This window comes from Streptomyces triticagri (assembly GCF_003429565.1).
In the GTDB taxonomy this organism is placed as follows: Bacteria; Actinomycetota; Actinomycetes; order Streptomycetales; family Streptomycetaceae; genus Streptomyces; species Streptomyces triticagri.
The window spans coordinates 36,234-50,230 of record NZ_QUAK01000046.1 but is presented as its reverse complement, the minus strand read 5'-3'; the positions used below and the strand labels follow the sequence as shown (position 1 = coordinate 50,230).

Sequence of the window (13,997 nt, the reverse complement as noted above, 5' to 3'; positions counted from 1 at the left end):
GCAGGCCGAATGACCTGCGGCGGGCCCCACCCGCTTACCGGTGTGCCGCCCTCGGACGTCAGTCCTTGACGGGCGCCAGCTTGTCGATCACCTCGGGGTTGGCGTCCATCCAGCGGCGGGCGGACTCCTTCTCCTTGCCCACACCGCCCTTCTGGATCTCGGCCTCCAGCGTGGCCAGCTGGTTCTCGGACAGCTTGAAGTCCTTGAACCACTTGGTCAGCTCGGGGAAGTCCTTGCCGAAGGACTTCTTGCCCACGGTGCGGATCTGGTCGCCCTCGCCCCAGGCACCCTTCGGGTCCTTGAGCTTCTTCAGGTCGTGCGTGGCGTACGCCCAGTGGGGGGACCAGAGAGTGACGACGACCGGCTCCTTCTTCTTGATGGAACGGTCCAGCTCGGCCAGCATCGAGGAGGTGCTGGACGAGACGACCTCGTACTCGCCCTCCAGGCCGTACTCCTTGAGGACCTTGTCCTTGAGAAGCTTCATCTCACCGGCGCTCGACTCGATGCCGATGATCTTGCCCTTGAACTTCTTGCCCTGGCCCTTGAGGTCCTCGAGCGAGTCGATGCCCTTCACATAGCTGGGCACCGAGAGTTCCAGGGAGGTCGGGCCGTACCAGGAGCCGAGATCGGACAGGTTGTTCTTGTATCTGTCCCAGTACTCCTTGTGCGTGGTCGGCAGCCAGGCGTCGAACTGGACGTCCATCTGCCCCTGGGCGAGCGAGGTGTAGAGCGGGCCCGGGTCGAGCTGCTTCACGGACGGCTTGTAGCCGCGGTCCTCCAGGATGTTCTGCCAGAGGTAGGTGGTGGCGATGGCCTCGTCCCACGGGAAGTAGCCCATGTTGACGGCCTTGCCGGCCTCCTTGCCCTGCTTCTTCTCGCCGCCGGGGACCGGGGCGAGCTTGTCGACCACGCCGGGGTTCTTCTTGAGCCAGGCCTTGACGCCGTCCTGCTCCTTGCCCTCACCGGCTGCCTTGATGTCGTTCTCGAGGCTGGTGAGCTGCTTCTCGCTGAACTTGAAGTCCTTGAGCCACTTCGCGACGGTCGGGTCCTTCTTGGAGAAGCCCTTGTGCGCAGCGATGTGGATCTGCTCGCCCTTGCCCCAGGCGCCCTTCGGGTCCTTGAGCTTCTTCAGGTCGTTGGCTCCGTAGGCCCAGTGCGGGGACCACAGGGTGACGACGACCGGCTCCTTCTTCTTGATGGAGCGGTCCAGCTCGGCCAGCATCGAGGAGGTCGACGAGGAGACGACCTTGTACTCGCCCTCGAGGCCGTACTCCTTGAGGACCTTGTCGTTCAGGGTCTTCATCATTCCGGCACTGGCCTCGATGCCGATGATCTTGCCCTTGAACTTCTTGCCCTGGCCCTTGAGGTCCTCGAGCGAGTCGATGCCCTTGACGTAGCTCGGGACGGTCAGCTCGAGCGAGGTCGGGCCGTACCAGGAACCGAGGTCCTCGAGGTTCTCGGCGTTCTTGTCCCAGTAGTCCTTGTGCGTGGTCGGCAGCCAGGCGTCCGTCTGGAAGTCGACGTCGCCGCGGGCGACACCGGAGTACAGCGGGCCGGCGTCGAGCTGCTTGATGTCGGTCTCGTAGCCGCGCTGCTCGAGGATCTCCTTCCACAGGAACGTGGAGGCGATGCCCTCGTCCCAGGGGATGTAGCCCATGGAGATCTTCTTGCCCTTGCCGACGTCGGAGCCCGCCTCGGCGGCGCCCTTGTCGTCGGAGCCGGCCAGATTGAGGCCGCCCGCGACGAGCGCGAGGACGACCACACCGACGGTGGCCACGGCGGTGCCGGGCCGGTAGTGCGCGAACTTGAGCTTGCCCGCGGCGGCCTGCGCCTTGGCGGCGGCACGGCGTCCGAGCGGCGAGACGCGCTGGTTGAGCGCGCCGGTCATGCGGTCGAGGTACATGGCGAGGATGACCACCGCGACACCGCTCTCGGCGGCGAGGCCGACCTGCAGCTGGGTGATCGCCGCGTAGACCTCTTCGCCGAGGCCGCCGGCGCCCGCCATGCCGCCGATGACGACCATGGAGAGCGCGAGCATGATGACCTGGTTGATGCCGGCCATGATCGTCGGCAGCGCGAGCGGCAGCTGCACCCGGGTCAGGGTGTGCTTCGGGCTGGTGCCGAAGGCCTCGGCGGCCTCGACCAGTTCACCGTCGACCTGCCGGATGCCGAGCTCGGTCATGCGTACGCCGGGCGGCATCGCGAAGACGATGGTGGCGATGACACCGGGGGTGACGCCGACGCCGAAGAACATCACGCCGGGGATCAGGTAGACGAACGCCGGCATGGTCTGCATGACGTCGAGCACCGGCCGTACGGCGGCGCTGACCTTGCTGTTCTGCGCGGCCCAGATGCCGAGCGGCACGGCGATCACGATGGTGATCACGGCGGCGACCACGACGAGCGACAGCGTGGCCATCGCGTCGTCCCAGAGCCCGAGACTGTCGATCAGGGCGAAGCCCACGAAGGCGAGTACGCCGGGCAGCAGGCCGCGCAGCCACAGGGCGACGACCGCGAAGATGCCCGCGATGAGCAGCGGCTCGCCACCGCTGAGTACTGCGTAGACCCCGTCGTACATGCCGCCGAGCACGGCCTTGACGGCGTCGAAGAGCCAGGCGAGGTGGGTCTGCAGCCACTTGACCGCGTCCTCGACCCAGTCACCGAACTGGAACCTAGGCACCGGACTTCACCACCTTGGCGTCCCGCGGCTCCGGCACTCCGCCTTCGAGCTCGTCGAACCGGGGGTCCTCGGCGAGTACGGAGAGCAGCCGGTCGCGCGGTACGACGCCGATGAGCTCGCCGTTCTCGCCGGTGACCTCGATCTCGGTGCTGCCGTCGGAGAGCGGGCCGAAGAGCTCGGCGACCGGGGTCTCGGCGGTGACGCTCGCGCTGTCGCCGTCGGCGACCTTCTTCTTGTCGAGGGTCTGCCCGGCCTTGGCCTTCTCCATGATGGAGCCGGCGGTGAGCACCCGGGTGCGGTCGACGTCCTCGACGAAGCGGCGTACGTAGTCGTTGGCCGGGCGGACCAGGATGTCCTCGCCGGTGCCGGTCTGGACGATGCGGCCGTCGCGCATCACGGCGATCTGGTCGCCGAGCCGCATGGCCTCGTTCAGGTCGTGGGTGATGAAGACGATGGTCTTCTTCAGGGTCTTCTGGAGCTCGAGCAGCTGGTCCTGCATATCGCGCCGGATCAGCGGGTCGAGCGCGCTGAAGGACTCGTCCATCAGGAGCAGGTCCGCGTCGGTCGCGAGCGCACGGGCCAGGCCCACACGCTGCTGCATACCGCCGGACAGCTCGTCGGGCCAGGAGTCCTCCCAGCCGGCGAGGCCGCACAGTTCGAGGGCCTCGTTCGCCCGGCGGGTGCGCTCCTCGCGCTCGACGCCCTGCACCTCGAGGCCGTAGGCAGCGTTGTCACGAACGCTGCGGTGCGGGAAAAGCGCGAAGTGCTGGAAGACCATGCTGATCTTCCGTGAGCGCACGGCGCGCAGGTCACGCGGGTTGAGTGCGGTCAGATCCTGGTCGTCGAACATGACGCGCCCGGCCGTGGGCTCCAGGAGTCCGTTCAGCATGCGAAGAAGGGTGGACTTGCCGGAGCCGGACAGACCCATGACGACGAATATCTGGCCCGGCTCGACGGTGAACGACGCATCGATCACCGCGGCCGTCGTGCCTTCGGCCCGGAGCTCGTCGCGGTCGGCACCGCCTTCGAGCTTGCGCACGCCGTCTTCGGGTTGTCTCCCGAACACCTTGTAGAGGTGCTCGGCTTGAAGCCTGGACACATATACCTCTCGTGTCGAACGTGGACGGCCCGCCTCCCCCGCCGGCGGGCCGTGGAGCGGACGGGGTCGGCCCGTCTCGGCCCGAACAACAGTTAGTTGAAACCGCAATCGGGATCGCTCCGAGTTCGCTCCTGCCCGGGCTTACTCACAACAAACGCATGAGTGTTCCAGCTCACATTGCGCAGACGTTTACCCATGGTTCTCCGCGAACGCACCCTGACGATTCACGGTTCGCGCACCCCCGGGGAGGCCGCCCGGCCCGGCGCCCGACCCGGCACCGGACCCTCCGCCCGATCCGCCCGCGCCGGGCAGGCACGCCGTCGCGGGAGCCGCTGTCAGTGGGCTGCGGCATGATGCCCGTGTGACCCAGCAAACACGTCGCCTCATGCTCCTCGACACCGCGTCCCTGTACTTCCGTGCCTATTTCGGCGTCCCGGACTCCGTGAAGGCCCCGGACGGCACCCCGGTCAATGCGGTGCGCGGTCTGCTCGAGTTCATCACCCGCCTCGTCCTCGACCACCGCCCCGACGACCTCGTGGCCTGCATGGACGCCGACTGGCGCCCACAGTGGCGGGTCGACCTCATCCCGTCGTACAAGGCACACCGGGTGGCCGAGGAGGCCCCGGCCGAGACCGACGACCCGGACACCGAGGAGATCCCCGACACCCTCTCGCCCCAGGTCCCGATCATCGAGGACGTACTGGACGCCCTCGGCATCGCCCGTATCGGCGTCGCGGGATACGAGGCGGACGACGTGATCGGCACCCTGACCGGCCTCGCCCCCGGCCCGGTCGACATCGTCACCGGCGACCGCGATCTCTTCCAGCTCGTCGACGACGCCCGCGCGATCCGCGTGCTGTACCCGCTGCGCGGCGTCGGCACCCTGCAGATCACCGACGAGGCACTGCTGCGCGAGAAGTACGCGGTGGACGGCCCGGGTTACGCGGACCTGGCGCTGCTCCGCGGCGACCCGAGCGACGGTCTGCCCGGCGTCCCCGGCATCGGCGAGAAGACCGCGGCGAAGCTCCTGGCGGAGTACGGCGACCTGGCGGGCATCATGGCCGCGGTGGACGACCGCACGTCGAAGCTGACACCCACCCAGCGCCGCCGCCTGGACGAGTCCCGGCCCTACATCGCGGTGGCCCCCAAGGTGGTCAAGGTGGCCGGCGACGTCCCGGTGCCCGAGGTCGACCACACCCTGCCCCGAGAGCCGCACGACCCGGCCGCACTCGACGAGTTGGCCGAGCGCTGGGGTCTGGGAGGTTCCCTGCGCCGCCTGCTCTCCATCCTCCAGGGATGAGGTGTTAACTTAGGTTTACCTAAGCTAGCTGATGGTCAGGGAGGCCTCCGTGGCGGAACGTCCGGAACGCAAGAAGCCGAAGACGCACCTCGGGGAGGTTCTGCGCACCGAGCGACTCACCCCGCACATGCAGCGGATCACCTTCGGCGGCGACGGTCTGTCCGAGTTCCAGGCGGGGGACTGCACGGACCACTATGTGAAGCTGCTGTTCCCGCCGGAGGGCGCGAGGTACCCGGAGCCCTTCGACATCCAGCGGATCCGCGAGGAGTTCCCGCGTGATCAGTGGCCGGTCACGCGTACGTACACGGTGCGCAGCTGGGACCCCGAGAGCCGCGAGCTGGTGATCGACTTCGTGGTGCACGGCGACGAGGGCCTGGCCGGCCCCTGGGCGGCGCACGTGAAGCCGGGCGAGACCCTGCGCTTCCTCGGCCCCGGCGGCGGATACGCACCGGAGAGCGACGCGGACTGGCATCTGCTGCTCGGCGACGAGAGCGCACTGCCCGCGGTCGCGGCGGCGATCGAGCGGATGCCGGCCGGCGCCGTGGTGCACGCGTACGTCGAGGTGTCGGGGCCGGAGGAGGAGCAGAAGGTCGAAGGACCGGACGGCGTGGAGATCACCTATCTGCACCGGGGCGGTCAGCCCGTCGGCCGGCTCCTGGTGGAGACCCTGGCCGGGCTCGACTTCCCGGCCGGTCGTGTGCAGGCCTTCGTGCACGGCGAGGCGGGCTTCGTGAAGGAGATCCGCCGCCAACTGCGCATCGACCGCGAGGTCCCGCGCGAGCACCTGTCGATCTCCGGCTACTGGCGCCTCGGCCACAACGAGGACGGCTGGCAGGCCTCGAAGCGGGACTGGAACGCGACGGTGGAGGCGGAGCAGGAGAGCGAACCCGCTTCGGCGTGACGCCCTGGATCGTCCTCAATCGCCGGACGGGCTCCATTTGAGCCCGTCCGGCGATTGAGGACGAGGCCGCCAGGCCGATGCCTGGAACGCAACAACAAGCCCATACCCTGGCGCAATGCCCAGACGAAACCGCAAACGGACCCCACCCTCCCCGCTGCCCCCGCAGCACGGCGTGGACCCGATGCGGATCCGCACCCCCGCCCAGGGCACCCACACCTGGCCGACCCTCCGCGACCACCTGGTCGCCCGCCTTCCCGCGGACGCGCACACCGTGGACGCGATGATCCACCGCGGCGAGGTGGTCGACAAGGACGGCCGGGCGATCGGCTCGCACACCCCCTACGCCGCCGGCACCCACCTCTGGTTCCACCGCGACCTCCCGGCGGAGCCCCCCGTACCGTTCCCGATCCACGTCGTGTACCGCGACGAGCGTCTGCTGGTCGCCGACAAGCCGCACTTCCTGGCCACCACACCCCGCGGCCGGCACGTCGCGCAGACCGCCCTCGCGCGCCTGAGGCACGAACTGGACCTGCCCGGGCTCTCCCCCGCCCACCGCCTCGACCGGCTCACGGCCGGCCTCGTGATGTTCACCGTCCGCCCCGAGGTCCGCGGCGCCTACCAGCTGCTCTTCCAACAGCACCGCGTGTACAAGGAGTACGAGGCGCTCGCCCCGTACCGCCCGGATCTCGAGCTCCCCCGCACGGTCCGCAGCCATATCGAGAAGACCCCCGGCGTGATGGCCGCCCGCGAACTGCCCGACCGCCCGATCAACGCGGAGAGCCGCGTCGAACTGCTCGACCGCCGCGACCTGCCGGACCTCGGGGACTTCCCCGGGCACGCACACGGAACGGCCCGCTACCGGCTGCTCCCCCGCACCGGCCGCACCCACCAGCTGCGGGTGCACATGAACACCCTGGGCATCCCGATCCTGGGCGACCCGGTGTACCCGGAGGTCGGCGACCCGGACCGGGCAGACTTCTCCCGGCCTCTGCAACTCCTGGCCAGAGTCCTGGAGTTCACCGATCCGGTCACCGGTGCCCGGCACCGCTTCGAGACCTCCCGGACCCTCACGGCCTGGGACGACCCCGCCGCCTGGGCGGCGCAGACACCGGCGCCCGACGGACCGGCCGAGCCGGACCCGCCCGCCGCCTGACGCCGGCCCGCTTCACCCGACCGACGAGTAGGCGACCACCCCGCGCCGCAGGGCGTCCACGGCCTTGCGCGCGTTCTTGGCGACCGTGCTGCCCTCGGCCGGTGCGGCCGCCGCGATCTGCCCGAGCACATCGATGACCTGCTTGCACCAGCGCACGAAGTCACCGGCGGGCATCTCGGCCTCGCGCAGCACCTCGTCGAGCCCCTTGTCGGACGCCCACATGTACGCCGCCCAGGCGAAGCCGAGGTCCGGCTCGCGCTGGCCGACGCCCTCCGCCTGGTTGATCCGGAAGTCCTCCTCCAGGCCGTCGAGCCGGCCCCAGATGCGGACCATCTCGCCGAGCGCCACCTTGGCCTGCCCGGACGGCAGCTTGGGTGCGATGGCGTCGTCGGCGGCCCGTGCCTCATAGACCAACGCGGAGACGCAGGCGGCCAGTTCGGCCGGGCTCAGGCCCTCCCAGACGCGCTCGCGCAGGCATTCGCTGGCCAGCAGGTCCAGTTCGCCGTAGAGCCGGGCGAGGCGCTTGCCGTGCTCGGTGACCTCGTCGCCGCGCAAGTAGTCGAGCTCGCCGAGGAGTTTGACGATCCGGTCGAAGGTCCGGGCGATCGTGTTGGTACGGCCTTCGATGCGCCGCTCCAGCTGCTTGGTGTCGCGCAGCAGTCTGGTGTACCGCTCGCCCCAGCGGGCGTGGTCCTCGCGCTCGTCGCAGCCGTGGCAGGGGTGCGCCTTGATGGCGGCGCGCAGCCGCGCGATCTCGCGGTCGTCCACCGCGGCGGAGCGTCCGCGCCGGTGCTTCTCGGGCCTGATGTGTCCCGCCTTGGTGCGCAGCGCGGAGGCGAGGTCCCGACGGGACTGCGGGGAGCGGGGGTTGAACGACTTCGGGATCCGCATCCGGTCCAGCGCCTCGACCGGCACCGGGAAGTCCATCGCGGCGAGCCGCTTGACCTGCCGCTCGGCGGTGAGGACCAGCGGGCGCGGACCGTCGGCGTGCTCGAAGCCGCGGTGGCCGTTGGACCGCCCGCCGGACAGGCCCGGATCGAGCACCAGGGCGAGCCCGGCGAACTTGCCCGTCGGCACATGGATCACATCGCCGGGCTTGAGCTTCTCCAGGGCTGCGGACGCGGCGGACCGGCGCTGCACGGCGCCCTGCTTGGCCAGTTCCGTCTCTCGGTCCTTGAGGGCGCGCCGCAGCTGGGCGTACTCGTCGAAGTCACCGAGGTGGCAGGTCATCGAGGCCTTGTAGCCGGCCAGGCCCTCCTCGTTGCGCTGGACCTGGCGGGAGATGCCGACGACCGCCCGGTCCGCCTGGAACTGCGCGAAGGACGTCTCGAGCAGCTCGCGCGAGCGGTGCCGCCCGAACTGCTGGACCAGATTCACCGCCATGTTGTACGAGGGCCGGAAGCTGGAGCGCAGCGGGTACGTGCGCGTGCCGGCGAGGCCGGCCAGCTCCTCCGGGTTCATCCCGCGCTGCCAGAGCACCACGGCATGCCCCTCGACATCGATGCCGCGGCGGCCGGCCCGGCCGGTGAGCTGGGTGTACTCGCCGGGGGTGATGTCGGCGTGCTGCTCGCCGTTCCACTTGACGAGCTTCTCCAACACCACCGAGCGCGCAGGCATGTTGATGCCGAGGGCCAGGGTCTCGGTGGCGAAGACGGCCTTGACCAGGCCGTGCAGGAAGAGCTCCTCGACGACCTCCTTGAAGGTCGGCAGCATGCCCGCATGGTGGGCGGCGATGCCGCGCTCGAGGGCCTCCAACCACTCGAAGTACCCGAGGACGTGCAGGTCTTCGTCCGGGATGGCCGCCGTGCGCTCCTCGACGATCTCGCGCACCCGGCGGCGCCCCGCCTCGTCGTTGAGCCGCAGGCCCGCGTACAGGCACTGCTGTACGGCGGACTCGCAGCCGGCGCGGCTGAAGATGAAGGTGATGGCGGGGAGCAGCCCCTCCGCGTCCAGGCGCTCGATCACCTCGGGGCGGCCGGGTGTCCAGATCCGGGAGCGCTGCCGGCGCTCGCGCTCGCGGTCCGCCTCGCGCATGTGCCGCCCGCGGCGCCGGTCGCGGCCGTGCACCGGGCGGCTGGCCTCCATCCGCGCCATCCGCGTCAGATCGGGATTGACCTCGCGCTTCTTGGCCGAGGACTCCTCCTCGAAGAGGTCGTACATCCGCCGGCCGGCCAGGACGTGCTGGAAGAGCGGCACGGGCCGGTGCTCGGAGACGATCACCGCGGTGTCGCCGCGGACGGTGTCGAGCCAGTCGCCGAACTCCTCCGCGTTCGACACCGTGGCCGACAGTGAGACCAGGGTGACCGACTCGGGGAGGTGAATGATCACTTCCTCCCAGACGGCGCCACGGAAGCGGTCGGAGAGGTAGTGCACCTCGTCCATCACCACGTACCCGAGGCCGAGCAGCGAACGGGAGCCCGCATACAGCATGTTCCGCAGGACCTCGGTGGTCATGACGACGACCGGGGCGTCCGCATTGACGCTGTTGTCCCCCGTGAGGAGGCCGACCTTGTCGGAGCCGTAACGGCGGGCCAGGTCCGCGTACTTCTGGTTCGAGAGCGCCTTGATCGGCGTGGTGTAGAAACACTTCTTGCCCTGGCTCAGGGCGAGGTGCACGGCGAATTCGCCGACGATCGTCTTGCCCGAGCCGGTGGGGGCGGCGACCAGCACGCCCTTGCCCGCCTCGAGTGCCTGGCAGGACTCGATCTGGAACGGGTCCAGACCGAAGTCGTACATCTCGCGGAAGGACGCGAGTGCGGTGGCCTGCTCGACAGCCCGCTTACGTGCTGCCTCGTACCGCTCGGCCGGTGAGAGGTCCTCTGTCATCTTGCCTTCGAGCCTACCCGCCACCGCTGACACAGGTCGCTGTCTTCATCCACGCACCGGGCACGCCCTACGGGACGAGCACGCCGACCGCCCCCGGCACGCACTCGGCGGTCAGCGGCAGCGGGCCGAGCGGCTCGCCGTCCGCGTATCCGGTGGTCGCGGCCGCCTCCAGGGATATCTTCGCGGCCCGGTGCACGGTGACCTTCGGGTGGCTGAGATGCGTGCCCTTGTAGACCTTCGGGAAGACCTTCAGGAGCGTCGTACGGCTGCAGTCGCCGACGACCGTGATGTCGAAGAGCCCGTCGTCCATCTCCGCGTCCGCGCAGATCCGCATGCCCCCGCCGTACGAGGTGCCGTTGCCGACCGCGATGAGGGTGGCGTCGATGTCGCGCACCGGGCCGTCGTCGAGCGCGATACGGAACGGTGTCGGTTTGAAGGTGGCGAGTTCGGCGAGGATCGCCAGGTCGTACTTGAAGCGGCCGCGCGGCCACCGCATGCGGTTGCCCCGGTCGTTCACCCGCGAGTCGAAGCCCGTCGCGAGCACCGAACCGAACCAGCGATCGCCGATCCGCCCCAGGTCGAGCTCGCGCAGCCGGGCGCCCTTGAGTGCCTCGGCGGCGGCCCGCCCGGCCTCCTCGGGTGCGAGCACCGGCAGGCCGAGTGCGCGGGCGTAGTCGTTTCCGGTGCCGACGGCGACCAGGCCGAGTGGGGTGCGGGTGCCGGCCACGGCCTGCAGCGCCAGATTCGCCATGCCGTCGCCGCCGACGGCTATCAGCGCCCCGGTGCCGTCCCGTACGGCCTCCCGCGCCCGCGTCAGGGCGTCGGCGGCGTCCGTGCCGAGCACGGTACGCACGGAGAATCCGGCGGCCCGGAGTGCGGCAGCGGCCGGCTGCGCCGCTCGGGCGCCCCGGCCGCGCCCCGCGGTGGGATTGACGAAAAGGGTGACGTCGCTGGTCACTGAGGGTCCCCCCGTACGGTACGTGTGCGCGAGGACCCTACAAGCTCAGGTGACGTCGTCGAAACCGTTCAGCCGGCGGTCCTTGTCGGAGCTCGCCTGCTCGGGCAGCGCGCGGGCCGCCGGTACGGCCGTGTCGTCGTCGACGTCCGAGGGCGTGAGGTCGATGTCGGAGGCCTCGTCGTCGCTGAGCTCGGCGTCGGGGTTGTTGCGGTGCCGGCGCCGGTCGTTGAGCAGCGAGAAGCCGACGGCCATGAAGTAGAGCACGATGATCGGCCCGGCGAGGGCGATCATGCCGACGGGGTCGGTGGTGGGGGTGGCGACCGCGCCGAAGATGAAGACGCCCATCACGACGCCCCGCCACCAGCCGGCCATGCGGCGGCCGGTCACGATCCCGGTCATGTTCAGCATCACCAGGAGCAGCGGCAGCTCGAAGGCGAGGCCGAAGACGAGCACCATGCGGACCGTGAAGTCGAGCAGGTCGTCCAGGGCGAGGATGTTCGCCGAGCCGTCGGGCGTGATGCCGAGCAGCACCTTCATGCTGATCGGCAGGATCAGATAGGCGAGATAGGCGCCGCCCGCGAACAGCGGCACGGCGGCGGCGACGAAGGAGTACGTGTACCGCTTCTCGCTCTTGTGCAGGCCCGGCGCGACGAACGCCCACAGCTGGTACAGCCACACCGGGCTGGCCACGATGATGCCGGCCATGAGGCTGACCTTGACCGTCGTGGTGAACGGGGAGAGCAGCGTGTTGAAGGAGACCACGGCGCAGCTGCCGCCGGTGGTCTCGCCCAGGCCGCCCTCGCAGCGCGGCACCGGGTCGGAGAGGAACCTCATCAGTTCCTCGCTGTAGAACGCGGCCACGATGGTGACCGCGGTGATGGCGAGCAGCCCTTTGGCCAGCCGGTTACGGAGTTCACGCAAGTGGTCCGCGAGCGGCATCCGCCCCTCGGGGTCCTTCTCCAACTTGCGGGCAGACTTGGGCAACCCACGTCCTCATCTCGTGCGGCAGGCCTGCCTGGGCCTGCTCGGGATCAGCGCTGCGTCGTACGGTCGGTCGGCTCGTTCACCGGGCGTGAGCTGGTCACGTCGCCGGGGGCGGCCTGGATCGTACGGGGAGCGGACTGGTCCTGGTCCGAGTCGTCCTGCTGCGGCGGGTCGGCCGGCGCGGTCTGCGACTCGTCCTTCTTCATCTGCTTGGCCTCGCTCTTGAGGATCCGCGCGGACTTGCCGAGCGAACGGGCCATGTCCGGCAGCTTCTTGGCGCCGAACAGCAGCACGATGACGACGAGGATCAGGATGATCTCGGTGGTGCCGAGCCTACCCATAGCTGAATACCTTCTTCACCGAGACGACAGGTGTCTTGTGCGGTGACCGGACGTCCGTCCGACCCCCGGGGCTTGGCAGCGATCGTAACCCGCAGGAGTAAACGCAGGGCAATCCCCGTGCATACTCCCCGTTGCGCTCCCACCTCGTCCCGGGACCACTGTCATTGCAGCGTACTCGCCCCGGTGCCGGAGGTGACAGGCCCCGTGCGCGGGCCGGACGGATCGGCTCCGGTGGCCGCTCAGACGGTGTCGCGGCCCGCTCGGGCCACATCGGTCGCCGCCCGCTCCAGGTCCTCCGCCGCCCGGTTGATCTTCACCGAGGTCGCCGCGACCTGCTGCCCGAGGCGCCTGACCTCCAGGAACACCCGCACCGCGAGCACCCCGAGCACGGCGAGACCGCTGAATCCCAGGACGATCGCAAGCATGGGCCAGAACATGCGGCAACCCTAGAGCATGGCCCGGGCAGGGCTAGAGCATGGCCCGGGCAGGGAGGGTCCCTAGGGGGCGCGTCCCCCTAGGCCTTGACGCCGGAGTGCAGACGCAGGGTCCGTACCCCGCCGCCGGTGAGGAGTTCGACGATCCGCTCCCCGGCCGGCTTGCGGACCGCGACTCCGCACTCCGGGCAGGTGAACGAGTAGAACGTGGTGCGCCGGCTCGCCCCTATCGCGAGCCGCAGCGCGCCCGCCGACAGCTCGAAGCGTGCCCGGCAGTCGGGGCAGGCGGCACGGAAGAGGACCGGGACGCGGGTCGCGCCGGGCACCGCCGTCAGCACCGTCATACCGGCTCTCCCTGTTCCTCGTAGGCGGCCAGCGCATCCGTCGCCGCGCGCTGGGCGCTCTCGGCGAGCTCGGGCGGCGACACGATCCGCCCGTCCCGGCCGAGCCGCAGCGCGAGGCGCCGCAGCGACGCCGGATCGGGGGTGCGCAGGGTGATGCGCAGACCACCGTCCGGCGTGTCCTGCGCGCTGTCGTGCGGGTAGTACTCGGCGACCCAGCGGCCCGACGGCCCGACCTCGATGACGACCTCCGGGTCGTCGGCCGACGGCTGCACAAGCCCCTCGGACAGGTCCCGCAGCTCCAGCTCGGGCGGAGCCGCCGCCTCGTCGAGGATCCGGATCTCGGCCACCCGGTCGAGCCGGAAGGTGCGCCGCGCCTCCGAGCGCAGACACCAGGCCTCCATGTACGTGTGCCCGAGGGCGAAGAGCCGGATCGGGTCCACCTCACGCTCGGCCAGTTCGTCGCGGGCCGGCGAGTAGTACTTCAGCCAGAGCCTGCGGCGCTCGGAGATGGCCCGGTCGACCTCGGCGAACACCCCGCCCTCCGACTCGAAGGTCACCGAGAGGCGGTCACTGGCACCGGCCGCCTCGCCGGCCGCGGCCTCCAGCTTGGCCGTGGCCCGCACCAGCGCCTCCCGGTCGCCCTCGCGCAGGCCCGGCAGCGTCGCGACCGCACGGGCCGCGACCAGCAACGCGGTCGCCTCGTCCGCGGCCAGGCGCAGCGGGGCCGCCACATCGTCCGGGTTGTGCCACCAGATCCGCTCGCCGTCGGTGTCGATGTCGAGCAGATCACCGCCTCGGAAGCTCGTCCCGCACAACGGCAGTACGTCCAGGTCGGAGATCAGCTCGTCCTCGGTCACACCGAAGGCCCGGGCGACATCTCCCACCCGGGCGCCGGGGCGCTCGCGCAGATAGGTCACCAGGGACAGCATCCGCCTGGTCTGGTCGATCGCGTTCGCGGCCATGTCCGCTCGGTCTCC

12 protein-coding genes are annotated in these 13,997 nt (G+C 70.1%); 3 read left to right on the top strand and 9 right to left on the bottom strand.

Features of this window, described 5'->3' with window-relative positions; genetic code table 11:
• Nucleotides 1-58: 58 nt before the first annotated feature.
• Both DY218_RS09050 and DY218_RS09045 read right to left on the bottom strand, forming a co-directional pair.
• Nucleotides 59-2,680, bottom strand: a complete 2,622-nt coding sequence (locus DY218_RS09050) for an ABC transporter permease/substrate binding protein (protein ID WP_128555406.1) — start codon at nucleotides 2,678-2,680, stop codon at nucleotides 59-61.
• Nucleotides 2,673-3,779 (bottom strand): quaternary amine ABC transporter ATP-binding protein, encoded by a 1,107-nt coding sequence (locus tag DY218_RS09045; RefSeq protein WP_128555405.1) that lies wholly within the window; start codon nucleotides 3,777-3,779, stop codon nucleotides 2,673-2,675. Before DY218_RS09045 ends, DY218_RS09050 begins: the two co-directional genes overlap by 8 nt.
• A gap of 385 nt (nucleotides 3,780-4,164) precedes the next feature.
• Here DY218_RS09045 and DY218_RS09040 point away from each other — a divergent pair, with 385 nt between their 5' ends.
• The 3 genes from DY218_RS09040 (at nucleotide 4,165) to DY218_RS09030 (ending at nucleotide 7,133) form a co-directional block, all read left to right on the top strand.
• Entirely contained in the window at nucleotides 4,165-5,079 is a 915-nt protein-coding gene (locus tag DY218_RS09040; RefSeq protein ID WP_128555410.1) for a 5'-3' exonuclease, read from the top strand.
• A 49-nt stretch (nucleotides 5,080-5,128) separates the two neighbouring features.
• A complete protein-coding gene (locus DY218_RS09035; RefSeq protein WP_128555404.1) occupies nucleotides 5,129-5,980 on the top strand; it encodes a siderophore-interacting protein in 852 nt (283 codons plus the stop codon).
• 115 nt (nucleotides 5,981-6,095) lie between these two features.
• Nucleotides 6,096-7,133, top strand: coding sequence for a pseudouridine synthase (locus DY218_RS09030; RefSeq protein WP_128555403.1), 1,038 nt, complete (start codon nucleotides 6,096-6,098; stop codon nucleotides 7,131-7,133).
• Between the two features lie 12 nt (nucleotides 7,134-7,145).
• Here the strand turns inward: DY218_RS09030 and DY218_RS09025 are convergent, their stop codons facing one another.
• From DY218_RS09025 to DY218_RS08995, 7 genes are all read right to left on the bottom strand, one after another.
• Entirely contained in the window at nucleotides 7,146-9,959 is a 2,814-nt protein-coding gene (locus DY218_RS09025) for a DEAD/DEAH box helicase (protein WP_128555402.1), read from the bottom strand.
• A 67-nt stretch (nucleotides 9,960-10,026) separates the two neighbouring features.
• On the bottom strand, nucleotides 10,027-10,917 hold the full coding sequence (locus DY218_RS09020; RefSeq protein ID WP_128555401.1) for a diacylglycerol kinase: 891 nt from the start codon (nucleotides 10,915-10,917) through the stop codon (nucleotides 10,027-10,029).
• A gap of 45 nt (nucleotides 10,918-10,962) precedes the next feature.
• A complete protein-coding gene (tatC, locus tag DY218_RS09015) occupies nucleotides 10,963-11,856 on the bottom strand; it encodes a twin-arginine translocase subunit TatC (protein WP_128555409.1) in 894 nt (297 codons plus the stop codon).
• Between the two features lie 92 nt (nucleotides 11,857-11,948).
• Nucleotides 11,949-12,242, bottom strand: a complete 294-nt coding sequence (gene tatA / locus DY218_RS09010) for a Sec-independent protein translocase subunit TatA (RefSeq protein WP_128555400.1) — start codon at nucleotides 12,240-12,242, stop codon at nucleotides 11,949-11,951.
• Nucleotides 12,243-12,481: 239 nt separating this feature from the next.
• A complete protein-coding gene (locus tag DY218_RS09005) occupies nucleotides 12,482-12,679 on the bottom strand; it encodes a hypothetical protein (RefSeq protein WP_128555399.1) in 198 nt (65 codons plus the stop codon).
• Between the two features lie 77 nt (nucleotides 12,680-12,756).
• Nucleotides 12,757-13,020 carry a CpXC domain-containing protein gene (locus DY218_RS09000; protein ID WP_128555398.1) on the bottom strand — a complete coding sequence of 88 codons (264 nt, stop codon included), beginning with the start codon at nucleotides 13,018-13,020 and terminating at the stop codon, nucleotides 12,757-12,759.
• Nucleotides 13,017-13,982: a helix-turn-helix transcriptional regulator gene (locus DY218_RS08995; RefSeq protein ID WP_128555397.1), complete on the bottom strand. Its 966-nt coding sequence runs from the start codon at nucleotides 13,980-13,982 to the stop codon at nucleotides 13,017-13,019. The genes DY218_RS09000 and DY218_RS08995 overlap by 4 nt, the downstream gene beginning before the upstream one ends.
• Nucleotides 13,983-13,997 lie beyond the last annotated feature (15 nt).